19 protein-coding genes and 1 rRNA gene are annotated in these 20,436 nt (G+C 29.3%); 12 read left to right on the top strand and 8 right to left on the bottom strand.

Translation table 11 applies throughout. The features are described from left to right. Positions 1 to 252: 252 nt before the first annotated feature. The 3 genes from rrf (at position 253) to ACVHXK_RS08910 (ending at position 4,500) form a co-directional block, all read left to right on the top strand. Positions 253 to 369 (top strand): 5S ribosomal RNA (rrf, locus tag ACVHXK_RS08920). Between the two features lie 424 nt (positions 370 to 793). Next, positions 794 to 2,164 (top strand): sodium-dependent transporter, encoded by a 1,371-nt coding sequence (locus tag ACVHXK_RS08915; RefSeq protein WP_461206032.1) that lies wholly within the window; start codon positions 794 to 796, stop codon positions 2,162 to 2,164. A gap of 125 nt (positions 2,165 to 2,289) precedes the next feature. Continuing rightward, positions 2,290 to 4,500, top strand: coding sequence for an alpha-galactosidase (locus ACVHXK_RS08910; RefSeq protein WP_461206031.1), 2,211 nt, complete (start codon positions 2,290 to 2,292; stop codon positions 4,498 to 4,500). A gap of 345 nt (positions 4,501 to 4,845) precedes the next feature. On the opposite strand, the gene lacZ is transcribed toward ACVHXK_RS08910, so the two are convergent. Both lacZ and ACVHXK_RS08900 read right to left on the bottom strand, forming a co-directional pair. Then, positions 4,846 to 7,959 carry a beta-galactosidase, LacZ type gene (lacZ, locus tag ACVHXK_RS08905; RefSeq protein ID WP_461206030.1) on the bottom strand — a complete coding sequence of 1,038 codons (3,114 nt, stop codon included), beginning with the start codon at positions 7,957 to 7,959 and terminating at the stop codon, positions 4,846 to 4,848. Continuing rightward, on the bottom strand, positions 7,946 to 8,095 hold the full coding sequence (locus tag ACVHXK_RS08900) for a hypothetical protein (RefSeq protein ID WP_461206029.1): 150 nt from the start codon (positions 8,093 to 8,095) through the stop codon (positions 7,946 to 7,948). The genes lacZ and ACVHXK_RS08900 overlap by 14 nt, the downstream gene beginning before the upstream one ends. Before the next feature lie 208 nt (positions 8,096 to 8,303). On the opposite strand from ACVHXK_RS08900, the gene ACVHXK_RS08895 reads away from it, so the two are divergent. Beyond that, complete coding sequence (locus ACVHXK_RS08895) at positions 8,304 to 9,743, top strand: alpha/beta hydrolase family protein (protein WP_461206028.1); 1,440 nt, start codon at positions 8,304 to 8,306, stop codon at positions 9,741 to 9,743. A gap of 70 nt (positions 9,744 to 9,813) precedes the next feature. Further along, a complete protein-coding gene (locus tag ACVHXK_RS08890; RefSeq protein WP_461206027.1) occupies positions 9,814 to 10,629 on the top strand; it encodes a hypothetical protein in 816 nt (271 codons plus the stop codon). Between the two features lie 138 nt (positions 10,630 to 10,767). Here the strand turns inward: ACVHXK_RS08890 and ACVHXK_RS08885 are convergent, their stop codons facing one another. Both ACVHXK_RS08885 and ACVHXK_RS08880 read right to left on the bottom strand, forming a co-directional pair. Further along, the gene (locus ACVHXK_RS08885; protein ID WP_461206026.1) at positions 10,768 to 11,454 is read right to left on the bottom strand and encodes a permease prefix domain 1-containing protein; all 687 of its coding nucleotides are present in this window, start codon (positions 11,452 to 11,454) and stop codon (positions 10,768 to 10,770) included. Further along, positions 11,442 to 11,777, bottom strand: a complete 336-nt coding sequence (locus tag ACVHXK_RS08880; protein ID WP_461206025.1) for a PadR family transcriptional regulator — start codon at positions 11,775 to 11,777, stop codon at positions 11,442 to 11,444. Before ACVHXK_RS08880 ends, ACVHXK_RS08885 begins: the two co-directional genes overlap by 13 nt. A 243-nt stretch (positions 11,778 to 12,020) precedes the next feature. Between ACVHXK_RS08880 and ACVHXK_RS08875 the strand changes: the two genes are divergently transcribed. From ACVHXK_RS08875 to ACVHXK_RS08845, 7 genes are all read left to right on the top strand, one after another. After that, the gene (locus tag ACVHXK_RS08875) at positions 12,021 to 12,476 is read left to right on the top strand and encodes a COG2426 family protein (protein ID WP_461206024.1); all 456 of its coding nucleotides are present in this window, start codon (positions 12,021 to 12,023) and stop codon (positions 12,474 to 12,476) included. 63 nt (positions 12,477 to 12,539) lie between these two features. After that, positions 12,540 to 13,040 carry a hypothetical protein gene (locus ACVHXK_RS08870; RefSeq protein WP_461206023.1) on the top strand — a complete coding sequence of 167 codons (501 nt, stop codon included), beginning with the start codon at positions 12,540 to 12,542 and terminating at the stop codon, positions 13,038 to 13,040. Between the two features lie 102 nt (positions 13,041 to 13,142). After that, entirely contained in the window at positions 13,143 to 13,643 is a 501-nt protein-coding gene (locus ACVHXK_RS08865; protein ID WP_461206022.1) for a GNAT family N-acetyltransferase, read from the top strand. A gap of 128 nt (positions 13,644 to 13,771) precedes the next feature. Next, positions 13,772 to 14,614 (top strand): Rpn family recombination-promoting nuclease/putative transposase, encoded by an 843-nt coding sequence (locus ACVHXK_RS08860; protein WP_461206021.1) that lies wholly within the window; start codon positions 13,772 to 13,774, stop codon positions 14,612 to 14,614. 248 nt (positions 14,615 to 14,862) lie between these two features. Then, positions 14,863 to 16,101, top strand: coding sequence for a serpin family protein (locus ACVHXK_RS08855; RefSeq protein WP_461206020.1), 1,239 nt, complete (start codon positions 14,863 to 14,865; stop codon positions 16,099 to 16,101). A 137-nt stretch (positions 16,102 to 16,238) separates the two neighbouring features. After that, positions 16,239 to 16,763 carry a GNAT family N-acetyltransferase gene (locus ACVHXK_RS08850; protein ID WP_461206019.1) on the top strand — a complete coding sequence of 175 codons (525 nt, stop codon included), beginning with the start codon at positions 16,239 to 16,241 and terminating at the stop codon, positions 16,761 to 16,763. 113 nt (positions 16,764 to 16,876) lie between these two features. Then, positions 16,877 to 17,344, top strand: a complete 468-nt coding sequence (locus ACVHXK_RS08845) for a hypothetical protein (RefSeq protein ID WP_461206018.1) — start codon at positions 16,877 to 16,879, stop codon at positions 17,342 to 17,344. 223 nt (positions 17,345 to 17,567) lie between these two features. Here ACVHXK_RS08845 and ACVHXK_RS08840 read toward each other — a convergent pair whose 3' ends face one another. From ACVHXK_RS08840 to ACVHXK_RS08825, 4 genes are all read right to left on the bottom strand, one after another. After that, on the bottom strand, positions 17,568 to 17,678 hold the full coding sequence (locus ACVHXK_RS08840; protein ID WP_461206017.1) for a hypothetical protein: 111 nt from the start codon (positions 17,676 to 17,678) through the stop codon (positions 17,568 to 17,570). A gap of 134 nt (positions 17,679 to 17,812) precedes the next feature. After that, positions 17,813 to 18,022 carry a hypothetical protein gene (locus ACVHXK_RS08835; protein WP_461206016.1) on the bottom strand — a complete coding sequence of 70 codons (210 nt, stop codon included), beginning with the start codon at positions 18,020 to 18,022 and terminating at the stop codon, positions 17,813 to 17,815. A 90-nt stretch (positions 18,023 to 18,112) separates the two neighbouring features. Further along, complete coding sequence (locus tag ACVHXK_RS08830; RefSeq protein ID WP_461206015.1) at positions 18,113 to 18,343, bottom strand: hypothetical protein; 231 nt, start codon at positions 18,341 to 18,343, stop codon at positions 18,113 to 18,115. Between the two features lie 809 nt (positions 18,344 to 19,152). Then, complete coding sequence (locus ACVHXK_RS08825) at positions 19,153 to 20,154, bottom strand: YhdH/YhfP family quinone oxidoreductase (RefSeq protein ID WP_461206014.1); 1,002 nt, start codon at positions 20,152 to 20,154, stop codon at positions 19,153 to 19,155. Positions 20,155 to 20,436 lie beyond the last annotated feature (282 nt).

Below are 20,436 nucleotides of genomic sequence, written 5' to 3'. Positions count from 1 at the left end.
TGGAGGTGTAAGCGCAGTAATGTGTTCAGCTGACCAGTACTAATAGGTCGAGGGCTTATTCAACAATTTATACAGTGTGATTTATTTCTATGCAATTTTGAAAGAATATTTCTTTACAATTAAGATTTATTCTGATATAATACATCTTGTGTCAAAAGCACAAAGGTATTAGAGATTTTATTCAATTGAAAATTTTGCGCTAGCAAAATATCATTAATTGTGCATTGTACATTGTGCATTGAATTAAAATCATCTGGTGATTATGGCTTGAAGGTTACACCCGTTCCCATTCCGAACACGATGGTTAAGCTTCAACACGCCGATGGTACTGCACTGGAGACGGTGTGGGAGAGTAGGACGTTGCCAGGTAAAAGAACTTTACTTTATAGTAGAGTTCTTTTTTTATTTATAAGGTTTTTTTCATAAACGGAATAAAAAACAGCATAAAAAGCAGAATAAAATAGAATAAAAAATTATGTTAAATAAGAACAAATACTTTATCTATACATGTGCTTAATTTATATTTTTGGAGTAAATGATAGTAAAAACTAGATTAGTTAATATTTATTTTGTTAATTTGTTATAAATTTATCAAAATAAAATTAATAAGTTCATTTTTTATTAACACTTATTTAATTTTCCTTGCAAAAGAGAGTAAAGTATATTATACTTTTTATCAATATATAAAATTTTGTTTATATACGAATAGTTGTATTACTTAGTGATCATTCCAAAAGAAATATAAAGAGAAAGACATAAGTAATTTGCTATAAAAAATTTGGGGGCGATATAAATGGAAAAGAAGCAGAGAGAGGTATTCTCGTCGAAATTTGGTATAATTGCGGCTGCTGCAGGTTCTGCAATAGGGTTAGGAAACATATGGAAATTCCCGTATATTACTGGTATATATGGTGGCGGAGCATTTATTTTAGTTTATTTAGTATGTATTGCATTAATCGGTATGCCTGTAATGCTTTCAGAATTTGTAATAGGTCGTAGATCTAAGAAAAGTGCGGTAGAAGCTTTTAAAGAACTTTCTCCAGGAACACCGTGGTATTTAACTGGTGGCCTTGGTGTGTTAACAGGATTTGTAATTTTATCATTCTATAGTGTTATAGCTGGTTGGACAGTACATTATGTGTATCTTGCTATAACTAATGGATTTATTGGAAAAACTCCAGAACAACTTGGAGATACCTTTGGTGCACTCGTAACTAATCCATGGCAGCCGGTGTTCTGGCAAGTTATATTTATGTTTTTAACTGCAATAGTTATACTTGGTGGAGTTAAAGATGGAATTGAGAAATACGCAAAAATATTAATGCCATTATTATTAGTTATTATAATTGTTTTGGATATTAGAGCAATAACGCTTCCTGGAGCTAAAGAAGGTTTAGAATTCTTATTTAGACCTGATTTTTCTAAAATTGATGGTAAGGCAGTAATGGCTGCTTTAGGTCATGCCTTCTTCACATTATCAATAGGAATGGCTGCAATGCTTACTTATGGTTCTTATATAAGTAAAAAAGATAACCTTGGAAGTACTACAATGCAAGTTACAGTGGCTGATACACTTATAGCTATATTAGCAGGACTTGCTATATTCCCAGCAGTTTTTGCATTTGGAGTTAAGCCAGATGTTGGACCTAGTCTTGTGTTTATAACATTACCAAATGTATTTAATCAAATGCCTGGTGGATATTTATTTGGAATAATGTTCTTTGTACTGTTAGCAGTAGCTGCTCTAACATCTTCTATTTCATTACTAGAAGTTGTAGTTGCGTATTTTGATGAAAGCTTGAAAATGTCAAGAAAAAAAGCTACTATCATTGCTGCAACTGTAATAACTGCTTTAGGAGCTTTTGAATCGTTGACTTATAGTGTAATCAAATTTAATCTTCCATTATTCAAGGGTGGAGTATGGAACTCATTTGCATTCTTAGATTGGATGATTGAGATTTCAGATCTTATGTTACCAATAGGAGGGTTCTTCATAGCAATATTTGTAGGTTGGATTATGAAAAAATCTGATGTAGAAGATGAACTTACTAGCGGTGGAGAATTTCAGCTAGGATGGTATGGAGTATTTAGATTTTTAATTAGATATGTGGCACCTATAGCTATTGTTGTGACTTTTGTAAATATGACATTTGGAATATTATAATTAGGAAATAAAAATTTGATAAGTAATATAAAGAACTATTCTATTATGAATGGTTCTTTTTTTCATAAATGATAATTAGTTTAAATAAAGAGTAATTAGATTAAATTTATTTTTAGGAGGAAGAAATGAGTATAATATTTAACGAAAATAATAAGATTTTTCACTTAAAATCTAAAGAGAGTAGTTATATAATAAAAATATTAGATTCAGGTTATTTAACACATTTATATTGGGGAAAGGCATTAAGAAATAATAATTTTCAGCATATGTTTATTTCTGAATTTAAAGACTATACAGCTTGGGTTGATTTAAAGAACAATTTATCTTTAGATTTGCTTCCACAAGAATATCCTTCATATGGCAGCAGTGATTTTAGAAAGCCTGCCTTTCAAATTCAATTACAAAATGGAACTACTATTAGTGATTTAAAATACAAGAGTCATAAAATATATAAGGGTAAACTAATATTAGAAGGTTTACCATCAACTTATCTAAATAATGATGATGAAGGAGATACTCTAGAAATTGAGCTTTTAGATGAGCTTATCGATATGAGGGTGGTTCTTATTTATACTGTATTTAATGATATGAATGTAATCACTAGATCAACAAAATTCATTAATGATAGTGAAGAAAATATAAGTTTATTAAGTGCTTTAAGTACATCAGTTGATTTTAATGATTCTAATTTTAATATGCTTCAATTATCAGGTGCATGGTCAAGAGAAAGATGGATTGAGAAAAGAGAATTGAAACCTGGGGTACAATCTATAGAAAGTACTAGAGGGGCTAGTTCACATCAGCAGAATCCATTTATTGCATTAATGAGAAAAGATGCTGGTGAGCATCAAGGAGAAGTATTTGGTTTCAATTTTGTTTATAGTGGTAATTTTATTGCTCAAGTTGAAGTAGATAGTTTTTCAAGAAGTAGAGTTACTATGGGGATAAATCCTTTCGACTTTTCGTGGTTATTAGAGCCTTCAGAAGAATTTCAAACTCCAGAAGTTGTTATGGTTTACTCTGATAAGGGATTAAATGGATTATCTCATAACTATCATAAGCTTTATAAAAATAATCTTTGTCGAGGATATCATAAAGATGAATTAAGACCTGTCCTAGTTAATAATTGGGAGGCTACTTATTTTGATTTCAGTTCAGAAAAATTATTAGGAATTGCTAAGGTGGCTAAAGAATTAGGTATAGAGCTTTTTGTTCTTGATGATGGTTGGTTTAATGAAAGAAATAATGATACATCTTCACTTGGGGATTGGTTTGTAGATAAGGAGAAGTTACCAGAAGGTTTGGGTGAACTCGCTAAAAGTGTAAATGATTTAGGACTTAAATTTGGTCTTTGGTTTGAGCCAGAAATGGTATCGCCAAACAGTGACTTGTATAGAGAGCATCCTGATTGGTGTATTCATGTACCAGGTAGACGAAGGTCAGAGTCTAGAAGTCAATTAGTTTTAGATCTATCTAGAGAAGATGTTTGCGATTACATTATAAATGTTGTTTCTAATATTTTAAATAGTGCAAATATCTCCTATGTGAAATGGGATATGAATAGACATATGACTGAAATAGGATCAGCTTTATTGAGCTTTGAGAGGCAAAGAGAAGTGGCTCATAGATACATTTTAGGCTTATATAAAATATTAGATAAAATAACAAGTGAATTTCCTGAGATTTTGTTTGAGAGTTGTTCTGGAGGTGGAGGAAGATTTGATGCTGGATTACTATATTATATGCCTCAAACGTGGACATCTGACAATACAGACGCTGTAGAGAGACTAAAAATTCAGTACGGTACTAGCGTCGTGTATCCGCAAGTTACAATGGGTGCACATGTATCAGCAGTACCAAACCATCAAGTCAATAGAATAACTTCCTTGAAGACAAGAGGGAATACATCAATGTGTGCTAATCTAGGGTATGAACTAGATTTAACAAAGCTTTCAGAGGAAGAAAAAGAAGAAATAAAAGAACAAATAGATTGGTATAAAGAAAATAGAGAGCTTATTCAATTTGGTGATTTTTATAGATTGCATAGTCCATTTGAACAAAATGAAACTGCTTGGATGATTATATCAGAAGATAAATCAGAGTGCTTAGTTTATTTTTATAAAGTACTTGCTACACCTCATACTTTTGGATTTAATCTAAAATTGGTGGGTTTAGATAAAAATATGCTATATAAACTACTCGAAAACAATGAATTTTATGGTGGCGATGAATTGATGTATGCTGGTATATATTTGCCGAATATGAAGGGTGATTATATTAGTAAAGTACTACATTTTAAGAAGAGTAATAAAAATGAAATGCAAAAGGTACAATGAATAATGTACAATTGAGGATGATTTTCTTTTCTTTGGTCAGAATATCTTTAATTAATAAAGACTCTGAAGAGAGAAAAGATAATCACCTCTAGATAAATATTGTACACTTTACACTATTATCAAAGAAAAGACTTTATTCTATCAATAATAGTACAAATATCAACAAAATTCCAAAATGAAGGAAATATCCAAATCTCTAAATCTCTAATTTTTTAATGTTTAGATTTTAATGTTTTAATCTTTTAACTGCACTCTGAACTCTGTAAATTGCACTCTTTTAAATAAGAAGCACTCTGCAAATTGCACTTTTACTTACTAAGAAACACTATAGATATTAGCAGTAATTTATATTAAATCTTTTATTGTGAAGGAGTGCTTATAGGTTCTGTTTGCATAAAGTGTGAAGTCGGGATGTGTTTTTGCTTGCCAACTATCATCGCCACCGACACCGGTTTGTTTGTAATTTACTCTCACTACAACTTTATCTTTTTTAGGAAGTTTATATGGATGATCATAAGCTTCTATCTCGTGAGGGGTATATGGTAATGCATTAACTTCTAGAGTAGGTTCACCTTTAAATATTAAGCCTACATTATTATCATCTTTTACTTCCATATATCTTACATCAACTTTATTTCCACATTCTTGAGGAGCTAAATATTGTACAAATTGATCTTCAACTATTCCTTCATAGATACCGATTTTTGCTCCTGTTTTCTTATCCCAATAACTTTCATGAGGACCTCTACCATACCATTTGAGATTTGAATAAGTTTTGTCAAGTATAAATAACATTCCTATTTCAGGTATTTCAGGTAGTCCTTCTCCAGGAGTTAGTGATAGTGAAATCTTAATCTCACCTTCCATATTAATTGTATGTTGTAACGTAACATAGGAGTGAGTTTCTTTTAGAAAATATTCTGAAGTTATCTGAACTGTTGTAGCTAATTCATTAACAGACATAGATAATAGAATCCTATTATCCCATTCATTTCTCCAAATTGCACATCGTTTGGGAAGACCATTTCCTTTATCATTATCAATCGCTGCTCTCCAGAAATTAACTTTAGGAGCCTCTTTAATTAATTCAACACCTTTAGAGAAATAAGATATTAAATCTCCAGAATCATTATTGTAATTAATAGTAAAATCTTCTCCACTTACTATTGTAGAACCCTCTTCTGAAATTATTATTAAGGCGTTATCTTCAATTCCTTCTGTTTCTTCAAGTTCTTTTTCAGTTTTTAATGTAGGTAATATAAACTGATCAAAAGCTATTTCATGACCGCAATCTGCCCAAAGTGTTGTTTCTTTTGTAAATGCACTTATATTTAAAATATATTCATCAGTAAATTCTACTTTTTTATCAAAGCTGAATGGAATTTGAATTTCTTTTTCACTTAAAGAAGCTAAAGTTATAGAGAGATTTCCACTTGCAACTTCAATTCCTTTATTTGCAATACTCCATTTAAAAATGAAGTCATTTAGATTTGTGAAGAGGAATTTATTTATTACTTTTATCTTTAGATTTAGAATATCTTCTTCTTTGAAATCTATATTTTGATAGCATTTTTTAACTTCATATATTTTTGGAGTTACTTTTCTGTCTGCAAATATTAATCCATTGCCACTAAAATTCCCATCATTTGGAGTATCTCCAAAATCACCACCATAGGCCATATACTCTATACCATCAGCTGATTTAGTCTTTATAGCCTGATCAATCCAATCCCATATGAATCCACCTTGAAGGATAGGGTACTTATCAAATTGTTCAGTATATTTATATAAATTACCGCATGAATTGCCCATAGCATGAGCGTATTCACATAAAATAAAGGGTTTTTTACTCTTTTCATTTAATGCATAGTTTTCATTGTATTCGGGAGTAGTGTACATAGTACTTTCAATATCAGTACATGCTTCTGATTCTCTATAATGGAAAATACCTTCATAATGTATAAGTCTTGAAGTATCTTTAGATTTGATAAAATCGTGCATTTTCAAGAAATTATCTCCACCAAAAGATTCATTTCCTAGTGACCAAATTACAATAGAAGGGTGGTTTTTATCTCTTTCTACCATAGAATTACATCTATCTAGTAGAGCAGGAGTCCATTCTTTTTTATCACCAGGAATAGCATTTCCAAGACCAACCTGACCATATTCCCAACTACCATGAGTTTCTAAGTTAGTTTCATCAATAACATATAAACCATATTTATCACATAAATCATACCATAGAGACTGGTTTGGGTAATGTGAGGTTCTTACGGCGTTGATATTGTATTGCTTCATAAGTAATATATCTTGTAGCATTTCATCATATCCGATGGCTCTTCCTTTATCACAGGAAAATTCATGTCTATTGACACCTTTGAAAATTATCCTTTTACCGTTAATAAGCATAAGGCCATCTTTTAATTCGAATTTTGTAAAACCTACTTTTGAGCTAAGTGTTTCAATTATTTTTCCATTCTCTTTCAGAGATAAAATCAATGTATATAGATTAGGAAATTCTGCACTCCATTTTTGGGGAGCTTTGATGTTAGTTGTTACTTCAAATTTAATAGAGCTATCTTTATTCATATTAATAGCATAGGTTAATGGCTTTGTCATAACTGCATTATTATCACTATCATAAAGAGTAGCTTCAAATGTTAGATTTTCATTGTCATTATTAAAATAATTTACAACTTCAGTTGATATTTTTAATTCACCATTTTGGTAATTTTCATCTAAATCAGCTAGAGTGAAAAAGTCATATATATGATAATCAGGAGTTGAAAAAAGATATACATCTCTAAAAATACCACTCATTCTCCAAAAATCTTGGTCTTCAAGCCAACTAGCATCACTCCATCTATAAACCTCTACGGCTAATTTGTTTTCACCTTTTTTTAAGTATGGAGTTAGGTCAAATTCAGAAGGGGTAAAACTATCTTGACCAAATCCTACAAATTCACCATTTACCCAAAGATAAAAGGCAGATTCCACACCTTGAAAACTTATGTAAACAGGTTTGCAATCCCATAGACTAGGTACAGTGAAGGTTTTTATATATTGTCCTACTGAATTATATTTTACAGGTGCAAAAGGTGGTTTTATATCTTCGTGACCTACCCAAGGATATGTAACATTAGTATATTGAGGGAGGTCATATCCTTCTATTTGCCAGTGAGAAGGTACTTTAATTTCATCCCACTTATCCACATCGAAATCTTCTTTATAAAATTGTATGTTTCTTTTTTCTATATCTTTGCTGAAACTAAATTTCCACTGACCATTTAAACACATATAATAGCTAGATTCTTTTGAATTACCTTTCAATGCTTCTTCAACTGAATCAAAAGGCATAAGTGTAGCATGAGCATTCATTCTATTAATTTCAAAAATCTCGGGATTATTATTCCATTCTGGGTATCCATTCTTTGGTGCTTCATATTTAAATTTTTGCAAAATATATTCCTCCTGAAATTTGGTTATATAAACATATTAATAATTTACTTCCATTTGCCATAGACATAACATTATTAGGTCCAGGTCTAAAGGTCACTACAAAAACATAAGATAAAAATGCACTTAAATTAAACATAAAATCGCCCCTTTTGAATTCGCATGTTAAGTGTACAAGTCAGACACTATAAAAGTGTGTAAATATATTATATCAGTAATAAATTTAGGATAACAGTATATGTATCAATACTAATTGCCCAGGTCATATTATAAAATATTGCTAAATAAATAATAAAGAGGTAATATAAGTATAATAAGTAACACTTAATTTGAGGGGAGAAGCATAAATGAGATTACTAGAAGGTTTTATATTTTTATTCAACATTATATTTACAATATTATGGATAAAAGGTGACTTCAAAAAAGTAAAGATGACAAAATATATACCATATATAACTTTTGTTGTATTTATATTTCATATAATATTTGAAAAAACAAGATGGCAACTATATCCATTATATATAATGACAATTATATATTTGATAGTTACGATACTTTATACCTCTTCAATTATAAAAACAGAAAATATAAGTAATAGGTTTAGAATGAAAAAAACAATAATTACTATTATGATTTTATTCATAATTATTTCAGGAATATCAGCGTATGCTTTTCCTGTATATAAAATGCCGACACCGAAGGGTGAATATGAAATTGGTACTCAATGTTTTGATATGGTAGATGAGAATAGAGAAGCAATTTATAGCGACAATTTAGAGGATAATAGAAAAATAAAAATTCAAATTTGGTATCCAGCTGAAAAGATAGAAGGATATGATAGAGTCCCATGGCTTTATGATGGCAAGATAGTTGCTAAAGCTTTATCGAGTGATATGAACCTTCCATCTTTTATCCTAGACCATACAGCTTTAGTTATGTCGAATTCTTTTGAAAAAGCACCAATCAGTGAAGCGTTAGAAAAATACCCAGTAGTAATTATTTCTCATGGGTGGACAGGCTTTAGAAATCTACATACAGATGTTGCAGAAGAACTTGCTAGTAATGGGTATGTTGTTATTGGAATTAATCATACTTACGGAGCTGAGATAACTGTATTTGATGATGGCGAAGTTGAATATTTAAATAGAGAAGCTCTTCCAGATAGAGAAGAAACGCCTGATTTCTTAGAATATGCAAATACATTAGTTACTACTTATGCAGGAGATGTAAGCTTAGTATTAGATAGGTTAGAGAAATTCAATAAAGGTGAATTTGCTGATACTGAGTTTGATTCTGATTTTATAGGTAAGCTAGATTTATCAAAAATAGGACTTTTAGGACATTCTACTGGAGGTGGTGGAGATGTTTCAGTAGCTATTGAAGATGAGAGAATAAAAGCTCTTGTTGGAATGGATGCTTGGGTAGAACCTATAAAAAAAGATGAGATTGAGAAGGGACTTAATATGCCATCTCTATTTATGAGAAGCGGTTCATGGGAAGTAGGGGAGAATAATGAAAATTTATATTCCTTATTAGAGAATAGTGAGGGACCTACTGAATTATATCAAATAAATGACACAACACATTTAGATTTTACAATGGTATATATGTATTCTCCATTAACTAAATATATAAAATATACAGGAGAACTTGATGGAAGAATTTCCTCTTCGATTCAAAAAGGTTTTATTGAAAATTTCTTTAATAAGAATTTGAAAGAGGATAGTTCAATAGATATAGATAATGTGGCAAATCAGTGGAAAGAAGTTGAAAAGATAAAAGAGTAGTATTTTAATCTAAAATAAAGAATATCTTTAAGTAAAGAGTAAAAAATAAATGTAAAGAGGAGTGAAAATAATGAAAAAGAAAAGAAATATTACATTTATAACGATTTTTACTTTAGTCACATTTTTAATTATGATTACTGTAAATGCACTTGCAAATATTATTCCAATCAATGGAGTAACTACTGGTGAAATTTCAGATTCTTATCCAAATCTTTTTGCACCGGCAGGAGTAACTTTTGCTATATGGGGACTTATTTATCTTCTACTTGCAGGGTATACAATTTATCAGCTAGGTTTTTTTCAAAAGGATTTAAATAGGTCTAAAGAAGAACTATTTAGAAAAGTAGGTATTTATTTTTCAATTTCTTCTATTGCAAATTCAATATGGATTTTTTGTTGGCACTATTATGCTATTCCATCAACCCTGCTTTTAATGATTGTAATTCTAATTTGTTTGATTTTCATAGTTTTAGAAATAAAAAAAGAGATGAAAATACAGAAACTTTCATTAAAAGATAGATTTTTTATAAGACTTCCTTTTAATATTTATTTTGGATGGATAACTATAGCTACAATTGCGAATGTGACTACATTTCTTGTTAGTATAGGATGGGATGGATTTGGATTATCAGAGGTGCTTTGGACTCGTCTTATAATAGCTGTGGGGCTTATTATTGCAGTTGCAACCATTGTAAAAAATAGTGATATTGCCTATGGACTTGTTATAATTTGGGCTTATATAGGTATACTAATAAAACATAAATCACCAAGTGGCTTTGATGGACAGTATCCTGCAGTGATAAATACTGTACTTACTTGTCTTGTTGTACTTGTGATTATAGAAATATATGTTTTGATTTCTAACATAAAAAAAAGACGTGAATAAAAAATATTGAATATAGATTTTAAATACGTGTTTGCAAATGAGAAAGGCGCCACTTTGGTTATTATACTAATGTGGCGCTTTTTAAAGTAAGGTAATTATGTTATGTCAGTTGTCTATTAGGCGACGGCTAGTGTTGGTTTAGTTTTTAGATTTCTTAAATGTAAGTGTTATGAAGATTAAGCATAGTAATACTGTCCAAATTATTATGAATATAGCATTACCGTACATCATACTACCATAATGCTGAATACTTGAAATTTTAACTATGAAAGAACGTAATATTGTAAATCCAATTGAATTCATTACGATGAAAATAAAGAAAACTATTAGAAGTAGTAACTTGTTATGTGAAAACATATAACTAAACCAGGATTGAAATTTAGTTAATAATTGATATTTTGTATTAAGTAATATATACAAGAATATCAATGAGAGAATAACACAAATAATTAAAGGTAAAGAAGTGAAAAATTTCTCATTAAAATCATAGATTGCATAAAAGCCTTCCGTTAACAAGAGTGAAAGCGTTGTTATTACATTTTGAATAAATGTAATAAGCAAATAACCAGCAAGTAGCCACATTATTCTTTTAAGATAGATGGGTTTTGTATTTATCTTTGTAAATTCACTAGAAAGTAATTCAACAGAGCCAAGTCTACTGCTTGCTATGTAAAAAGCCTCTTCTTCTGTTAATTCCTTATCTTTTAAGTTGTCTATTTCTTCTAGTAAATGACTTTCTAATTCTGCAATATCAGAATTTGTAAAAGAATTAGAGTTAACTAATTTAATTTTCCATTTATCAATAGATGAATCTAATTGAAACATATAGAGCACCCCCATATTTTATTTAAAGTAGCATTAACTATTTGCCATTGATATTTTTCTTCTTCTAAAGATTTTAAACCTAAAGCTGTAATTCTGTAATATTTTCGTCGTCTTCCACTGATGACTTTCCACTCACTTTCAATAAATCCATTTTCACATAATTTTTTTAGTACAGGATAGAGCATACCGTCTTTCCAAATGATTTTATTATCTGAAAGCTCTTGTATGTTTTTTATGATTTCATAACCATAACTTTCACCTTTTGATAGTAATGATAGTATAAGTGGTTTTGATGATGCTGCTATTAAATCTTTTGATATCAAAAATCACACCTCTTTACATAGAACTTCTATGCACTTAGTATACATTGAACTTCTATGTAAGTCAATAATTAATTTCTATATAATTACAGTTATGCATGAATTTAAAGCATATATTGATAAAAAATTCTATATTGTATATAATTTGGAGTGTGGTGTGTTTCTTGAATGGTAGTTCACTTTGTGAGGAGGTAATTGGTTTGAATTTTTATAGGGTTACTATACGGTAATATACGGAGGAGTGTTATGAAATATTTAATAATTTTACTATCTGCAGCAGTGCCACTTTCTGAACAAAAACTTGCTATTCCATTAGGTATAAATGGTTATGATATAAATCCAGTAAGCGTTTTTTTATTAACTTGGATAGGATGCTTGCTTCCGGTTCCATTTATTCTTATTTTTTTCAATAAGATATTTCAATGGATGAAAACGGTAGAAATTTTCAATGGATTTACAAATTTAATTGAGAACAAAATAAGAAAGAATACTAAACATATGGACAAATATAAGGAACTTGGATTAATAATATTTACGGGGATACCATTGCCAACAACAGGTTTATGGACAGGAAGTGCAATTGCTGTTTTTTTAGGCTTAGATAAGAAAAAATCTATGATATGTTGTATAATCGGATCTTTTATTTCGGGAACAGTAATTAGTTTGATGGCTATATATTTCCCGCATTTATTAGGGAAATAAAATTGGATTTTATATATTTCAAATAATAGTGTGAGAAGAATATGATAAGTAAGGGGTGTTTATATGAATATTTTTAAAAGCAAAAAAGGCATAATGATTTGTATTACTTTAATAACATTAGTGGAAATGTATTTTGCTTACAAAGTAGCTGCAGTCTATGCAGGAGTTTATCAAATTGGGATTTTTATTCCCTTTATATTTCAACCATTCGGGTATTTTAGATTTTTATTCGGAGAAGAAAAGACTTATCCAAAAGCAAAAATTCTTGTTCTTGCATTAGTATCAATAATGCTTCCTGTAGTAATTTATTCTACATTGCCAAGCTATACATATGATGATGGAAAACAATTAATTGAAGAATCAGTGCAATCCAGTGAGGAAATAGTATTTTTAGATACTTCTAAGGATCATGCTACTATAGTTATAAGTAATAATCCAAAGCAATTATTTGTATCTGATAGAGCATATTATTATGAGATTAAAGCAATTGAGCAGAATGAATATTTTATGGTTAATCCAATAGATGGACAAGTAGGTCAATTGTCAGAAAATTATTGGGAATAAGTAATATTATTGAATAATACCAATTAAATAAATGTAGATTGAATAGATACCATTGCTTCACATAAGAAGAAAAGGTGAATTAAAAGGCGAGGAGATAAAAGAATGGAATACAAAATCGAAACTATGAAAGAAGCAGATTGGGAACAGGTAAAGATGATTTATTTAGAAGGAATAAAGACAGGTTTAGCAACCTTTCAAACAGAAGTACCTACTTTTGAAAATTGGGACAATGGCCATCTTAAGTTATGTAGATTAGTTGCACGTTGCGAAAATAACGTATTGGGTTGGATAGCATTAAGTCCAACTTCAAGTAGAAGTTGTTACAAGGGAGTTGTAGAAGTTAGTATCTACATTGGTGCAAAATATAAAGGTAAAGGAATAGCCACAGCTCTTATGAGAAATTTAATAAAACAGTCTGAAGAAAACGGGATATGGACTTTGTATAGTGCGATTATAAAGGAAAATGTAGGAAGCATAGAAATGCATAAAAAATGCGGCTTTAGGCAAATTGGAATAAGAGAAAAAATAGCCAAAATGAGCGATGGGGTATGGCACGATACAGTTTTATTAGAACGAAGAAGTAAGATAGTTGGGGTGAACTAATGTATATTTATATAATTTCTCATATTATTTAATATTTAAGATAAATAAAATTTAGCTATTTTAGAAAAATATCATATAGGATATAATAAGAATAAGGAAATGTATTATATTTAAGGCAGGTAAAAATTATGATAAGAGGATTATTAGACCCTAAAGTAGACTTTGTATTTAAGAATATATTTGGTTCAGAGAAGAATCCACAGATATTAATATCATTTTTAAATGCAATTTTAAAACCACAGAAATTGATAACAGAAGTTCATATAAAAAATAATGATATAGAAAAATATTTTATAGAAGATAAATATTCAAGATTAGATATTAAAGCAGTTACAAGTAATAAAGAAATAATTAATATAGAAATTCAGTTAAAAAATGAACATAATATGATAAAAAGAAGTTTGTATTATTTACGTAAAATGTATGAAGAACAACTTGGTGAAGGTGAAGATTATTCTAAGCTAGATAGGACAATATGCATAAATATATTAAATTTCAAATATTTAAAAACTGATAAATTCCATACAGGCTATAGGTTAAAAGATATTGAAAGTAATGAAGAGCTAACTGATATAATAGAAATGCATTTTATTGAGATTCCTAAATTGAAAGATAGCAGTGATGAAAAGGATATGCTAGTTGCATGGACGGAATTTTTAAAAGACCCCGAAAGTGAAAAAGTTAGAGATATTGAAATGAGTGTAAAAGAGATAAGAGAAGCTAAAGATGAATTAATAAAGATGAGTAATGACAGTGAGCAAAGAGCTTTATATGAAATTAGATCAAAAATACTAAAAGATAAAGTAAGTGCATTAAATAAAGCAAAAGAAGAAGGGAAAGAAGAAGGCAGAGAAGAAGAACGAATTGGTATTATAAAAAATGCTCTTTCAATTAATCTTTCCTTAGAACAGATTAGTACATTAACAGGATTATCTATTGATAAAGTAAAAGAAATTGCAGATAAATTATAGAAGCGTTTAGAATTATAAAGAGACATGTTAATACTGCCTACTGAAGGTGTTGATGTGTTTTTTTTAGTTTTGAGAAATTAGCGAAATACCCCAATAATCAATTGTTTAAGCAAAATCAATTTAGTTTATTTGTAAAATAAATAGTTTTATATAAACTTTCCCATATTTTATTTCGTACATAATAGAGGAAGATAATAATGAAAAAATTATTTTAACATCAAGTTTATGTGAAAATGGGGGGAAGTATAATGAGAAAAATCAAAAGGGGTATTTTATTTTTACTATTTGTAATTGTGACTGTTTCTACAGGATGTTCTATTAACAATTCAAATCTTACTAAAGATGATTATGAAATAGAGGGTAAAGTACTAACAAAGTCAGTTACTTCTATTAGCAAAGCAAACAATAAAGTAGCATTTAAGATGCTCATGGAGACAATCAATGCAAATAAGAGTAAAAATACTGTGATATCACCAATTAGTATGAATACAATTCTTTCGCTTTCTCAAAATGGGGCAGCAGGTGACACTAAGGAAGAAATGCTTAAGGCACTTGAGTTAAGTGAGTTTGAGGATAATTCTATTAATGAAAGTTATAAAAATATTATTGCTAATTATAATAGTTTAGAAAGTATAGAACTTAATATGGCAAATTCTATTTGGGTTCAAAAAGGTCTTAACATTGAAGAAGATTTTAAAACTATTGGGAAAGAAAATTATGAGGCAACAGTTCAAAATGTTGATTTTACGAAAAAAAAGACTTTAGATACTATAAATAAATGGATTGAAAATAACACTAATGGGAAGATAAAAGATATAGTGAAGTCTTTTGATGATACTTCAGTAGCATTAATAAATAGTGTTTATTTTAAAGGCAATTGGTTAAATCAATTTAGTGAACACAGCACTTCTAAGGAAGAATTCACAAATAGTGTAGGTGAGAAAAAAGAAATTGATATGATGAAAGAGACTTTTTCAATACAGCATTTTAAGGGAGATACTTTTGAAGCGATAAGGCTTCCTTATGAAGATGAGAATTTTGGCATGTACATTTTTCTTCCAAATGAAGAGATTAATATTGAAAATATGATGAAGGAAGTTGAATTTGAAAAATGGCAAGACATGGATCAAGATACCTCATATGAAGATATTGAAATTCATTTACCTAAATTTAAAATTGAGTTTGAGCAAGAACTTAATGAAATGCTACAAGGATTTGGTATGGAAAAAGCCTTTGATAGTGGTGCAGATTTTTCTGTTATGAGAAAGGAAAATGATTTATATATAGATTTAATAAAACAAAAATGCTTTATTGAAATAGATGAAAATGGCACAGAGGCAGCGGCAGTTACTTTAGTAGATATGGATAAAGCATGCATGACACAAAATCAGACTCCAATATTCATGGCAGATAGACCTTTCATGTATGTTATTGCGGATAAGAATACTGGGTTAATTTTGTTTATGGGAACGGTTAATGAGATTTAGTATAACTTGGATATCTATATAATATGAAGTTGATTGCACTCATAGACGTTAGATAGGAGAGATATTATGAAAAAGCCAAATGCATTAGTTAGAGGAGATAAAGTGGCAGTTGTAAGTTTATCAATTGGAGGAATAAAATGAACAGATTGAAATTAGTTTTACCAACATCAGAGAATAAGGATAAACTTATGGATTATAAAAGAGAATTTATTGAAAATGGAGATAGCATGGATGGTACTGCGGGTTTGGGAAATGTTGAAACTTTTGAAGAGTGGTATAGTTCATTTTGTGATAATTTAAAAGAAGAAACAGTAAGAACTGGTTTAGTACCTGCAACTACATATATGGCTATTTCTACTGATGATGTTCGTTTAATTGGAATGATAGATATTAGACATCGTTTGAATGAGTATTTGTTAAATTTTGGTGGAAATATAGGTTATAGTATTAGGAAATCAGAAAGACAGCAAGGATATGCAACTGAAATGTTATCATTAGCCTTAAGAGAATGTGCAAAATTAAATATTAAAAAAGTTTTAATTACTTGTGACAAAGATAATGTTGCATCTGCAAAGACTATGATAAATAATGGTGCCAAATTGGAAAATGAAATACCGGAAGGAAATGAAATTACACAAAGATATTGGATAACTTTAGATTAACATAATGAGTATAATTCATGCATAGGCAAATACCTAATCTTCTTGTGTTTTGTCGCTGTAGTAAGAAAATATGTCGTAAGATACATTACGAAGAGTGCTAGAGGAGAAAAATCATGAAAAAGAAAGTTTTGATTTTGGTTATTTTCATTTTATTAATTCTGTTTACTCAGGTTGATGGAATTAAATATTTGATAAGTGATATGATATATTTTACCAAGGCAAACGAGAATTATGTTTCAAAAGAGTATTCAATAGATATTGAAAATTCATCAGTCTCGGGTAAGAATTATGCATTCTGGGGAACAGATAAAGAAACGGATAAATTGGTATATGTTATTTTTGTTTTTAAAAAAGGAATTTATTTTGTTGACGGGGATGAAGGTGTTCCTGAAACGAGAGTTAATGAAATTGCTTCTCAGTTCAATAATTTGCAATATAATATTACTTTAAATGTAATAGAGACATTTTCAGAGAAAAAACCTATCATTGACTATATGTATTGGATTATTGAATACGAAGATAGTGTCCCACTGAAATATATTAGGTTTTCTGATGGTATAGAAGAAAATCCATTTAAATAGTAAAAATAAACTTTATGAAATTGGTATTAATATATATAACTATAGATTTTTTAGAAACAGTAATAAAATATTATATTTATTTAAATTATTTTTATTATAAAATATTCTAATATTACGTAACTAATTACTATAAATTTAGATATTACCTGTTTAAATAAGAAATAGTAAAAAGGTGATAAAATTAGGAAAATGAATGATGCTTTAGTAAGAATAATAGGTTTATTTATGATAGTATTAGTGGTTGGAATGGGGTAGCAGCATTGTAGAATTCGATAAACTCGACAATCTTATTTTTCAAGTCATCTAAGGACTTGAAACTTTTACTATGAAACATTTTGTTGATTTAATCGATTAATAAACATCGTCATACGGCGATAGACTAATATACCATCAAATGTTGCATGATACTCCTTAATCAGCGAAAAGAGAAGTTCATCAGTCTTCTCTTTTTTCGGTTTGACACGCTTTTTATGCTATTTTCTTTATTACCTCAAAGATTTCAACTAATTCAAATTTATTAAACATTGTAACCATTTTAACATTTGCTAATAACAATTCCTTATTCATGTATGTTATTTCCTTCAATCTCTTAAAAGCTTGTAGTTCACTGTCACCCAAATAAAATATTTTCTCAGTGGTATATCCTCTGTTGGTTACTACTAGGTACTTTTCATTCATAATATTACCTCCACTATTCTGCATCAACCCTTCATACAAAGGCTCCACACTAGCTATTATACTAGTGTGGAGCCTTTATAAATCTTTGTATTAATTGTCTTCGTTTACTATGTCATCTACTATGTCATTTTCGATATCAAAGCTTTCGTTATCAAATATTGCTTCGTCTTCTGAAGTAGAATTTTTGTCGCCTTTTACTTTTTTCTTTCCTGCCTTAAATTTATACTCATCTGGTAATGATTTGTTTTCTAAGTTAGATTTTCTGTTATCTAAAGCATTTAGATTTATATGATGTACAATCATTTTTTCATCTGTATCCATAATAAATCTATCTAAATAAATTCTTCCATAAGGAGTATTTGAGATAACAGATATTTTATCATAATGTTTGTAATAAACCCAACCATTAGTTTGAGATAATACTTTATCTAGGTCTTCCTTGTCTATAATAACTCTAGTTTTTTCTTTACCAAATTTATCTCTTAATATTATTGAAGCAGTATCTTCGTCTACTAGTTCATAATCATTAGTAACATTTTGTGAGTAAACTTCTATGTTACATTTTCTATTATCAAGAGTATCTCCATTGATATGTCTAATTGGAGCTTTAGGAGTAACTCCTAATATAAATGATTGTAGCGTTTGTTTTACGTTTTTCTTTTTGCCGTTGATAGTAGAAAGGCTAACGTTTTGAACTAAGTAGCTATTAAAATCTTTATGCCACTGGGCAAACCAATTACCTTTTTCTAAGACTTTTTCTAAATCTTCAGTATCTATTTGGCAGTCAAGAATTTCACCATTTTTTTTGCTTACTTTTAGATAGGTAATGTTTTCTTTTGTTTCGTATTGATTTACATTTTCATTAATGTTGCTTTTAATAATAATACACCTCGTTTTAACTAATATATTAATAATCCTTATGGGTTATTTTTGATTTTTTGCATACTTTAAATTATAACATATATAGGATAGAAATAGCTATCTAATTAAGAATCAGAAAAAAATAATTATGATTAAAAAGGTATTATAGAAAATTTTATAGAGAAGGCACCTCATTAGTTATAAAACTGGTGAGGTGCCTCTTGTGAAATGATAGGTATACTATTAACAGAGCTATTGTAAAGGGATTATTATTTATCTAAATTAACTAAGATTCTTCCTTTGCTTTTTCCTTTTAGCATTAGATTTATTTTTCCATCTAGTTCTTCTAAGGAAATTTCTTCTACGTTATTATTTAATGAAGCATATTTCCACACTCCTGAAAGTAGATTCCAAATTTTTAATCTTGTATCCATTGGGGTTTGACTTGAATCTATTCCTATTAAAGTCACTCCTCTTAATATAAAAGGATAAACAGAGGACATAAATTCATGAGAAGCTACATTTCCGCAACAAGTTACGGCTCCATTATATTTAGTTGATTTTATTGCAGTGGCTAAAGTATTACCACCTACAGTATCTATAACTCCAGCCCATCTTGGTCTTACTAAAGGCTTTCCAGATTTATCATCTAGTTCATTTCTATTTACTATATCTTTAGCCCCTAATTCAACAAGCATTTCTTTCATTTCAGGTTTTCCAGTAGATGCAATTACTTCATAGCCAAGTTTGCCTAGAATAGCAACAGAGATACTACCAACACCACCTGTTGCGCCTGTTACTAATATTTCACCATGTTCTGGTTTTATTCCTGAATTTATCATTTTATAAATAGATAGAGCAGCGGTAAATCCTGCAGTACCGAAGATCATACTTTCTCTTAGAGATAAGTTTTTAGGAAGTTTAACTACCCAATTGGAAGGAACTTTAATATATTGGCCAAAACCACCTGAGGTATTCATTCCTAAATCATAGCTGGTAACAATGACTTCATCGCCTGACTTAAAATTTTCATTGTTACTTTCTACTATAACACCAGCGGCATCGATACCAGGTGTATGTGGGTAAGTTCTTGTAACACCTTTGTTGCCAGTAGCTGATAAGGCATCTTTGTAATTAAGAGATGAGTATTTTACATTGACTAAAACATCCCCTTCAGGTAAAGAATCTATTTCTTTTATTATTATTTTACTTTCAAAAACCTTTTTTTCAACTTCTTCAACTAACATTGCTTTAAAACTATTTTTTATCATTTTAAGACTCCTTTTGTTATGTTATATTAAAAAACATACAAGTATTTGCATATAGTATGGTACTAAATATAGAAACATTGCAGAAAATTAATTTGACACAAAACTATTTTCTTGTATTATATAATAATATTAGTTTTATGTCAAACTAATATTTAATTATCTTTTAATGGTTAAATATGAACAGTATTTTAAAATATAGAGTGAATTTCAGTTGTATATTATTATGGAATCTAGTGCATTGAATGCATTAGATTAATGTGGAATTGCGTTGAAAACATTTTG

Source organism: Clostridium sp. DL1XJH146, assembly GCF_054819755.1.
Note: the sequence above shows the minus strand (reverse complement) of the source record. Positions and strands in the feature narration are given on the sequence as shown.

Coding starts and splice junctions, on each gene's coding strand:
- ACVHXK_RS08915 (WP_461206032.1), top strand. CDS start 794: ATGGAAAAGAAGCAGAGAGAGGTATTCTCGTCGAAATTTGGTATAATT.
- ACVHXK_RS08910 (WP_461206031.1), top strand. CDS start 2,290: ATGAGTATAATATTTAACGAAAATAATAAGATTTTTCACTTAAAATCT.
- ACVHXK_RS08900 (WP_461206029.1), bottom strand. CDS start 8,095: ATGTTTAATTTAAGTGCATTTTTATCTTATGTTTTTGTAGTGACCTTT.
- ACVHXK_RS08895 (WP_461206028.1), top strand. CDS start 8,304: ATGAGATTACTAGAAGGTTTTATATTTTTATTCAACATTATATTTACA.
- ACVHXK_RS08890 (WP_461206027.1), top strand. CDS start 9,814: ATGAAAAAGAAAAGAAATATTACATTTATAACGATTTTTACTTTAGTC.
- ACVHXK_RS08885 (WP_461206026.1), bottom strand. CDS start 11,454: ATGTTTCAATTAGATTCATCTATTGATAAATGGAAAATTAAATTAGTT.
- ACVHXK_RS08875 (WP_461206024.1), top strand. CDS start 12,021: ATGAAATATTTAATAATTTTACTATCTGCAGCAGTGCCACTTTCTGAA.
- ACVHXK_RS08870 (WP_461206023.1), top strand. CDS start 12,540: ATGAATATTTTTAAAAGCAAAAAAGGCATAATGATTTGTATTACTTTA.
- ACVHXK_RS08865 (WP_461206022.1), top strand. CDS start 13,143: ATGGAATACAAAATCGAAACTATGAAAGAAGCAGATTGGGAACAGGTA.
- ACVHXK_RS08860 (WP_461206021.1), top strand. CDS start 13,772: ATGATAAGAGGATTATTAGACCCTAAAGTAGACTTTGTATTTAAGAAT.
- ACVHXK_RS08855 (WP_461206020.1), top strand. CDS start 14,863: ATGAGAAAAATCAAAAGGGGTATTTTATTTTTACTATTTGTAATTGTG.
- ACVHXK_RS08850 (WP_461206019.1), top strand. CDS start 16,239: ATGAACAGATTGAAATTAGTTTTACCAACATCAGAGAATAAGGATAAA.
- ACVHXK_RS08845 (WP_461206018.1), top strand. CDS start 16,877: ATGAAAAAGAAAGTTTTGATTTTGGTTATTTTCATTTTATTAATTCTG.
- ACVHXK_RS08840 (WP_461206017.1), bottom strand. CDS start 17,678: ATGTTTCATAGTAAAAGTTTCAAGTCCTTAGATGACTTGAAAAATAAG.
- ACVHXK_RS08835 (WP_461206016.1), bottom strand. CDS start 18,022: ATGAATGAAAAGTACCTAGTAGTAACCAACAGAGGATATACCACTGAG.
- ACVHXK_RS08830 (WP_461206015.1), bottom strand. CDS start 18,343: ATGGATACAGATGAAAAAATGATTGTACATCATATAAATCTAAATGCT.
- ACVHXK_RS08825 (WP_461206014.1), bottom strand. CDS start 20,154: ATGATAAAAAATAGTTTTAAAGCAATGTTAGTTGAAGAAGTTGAAAAA.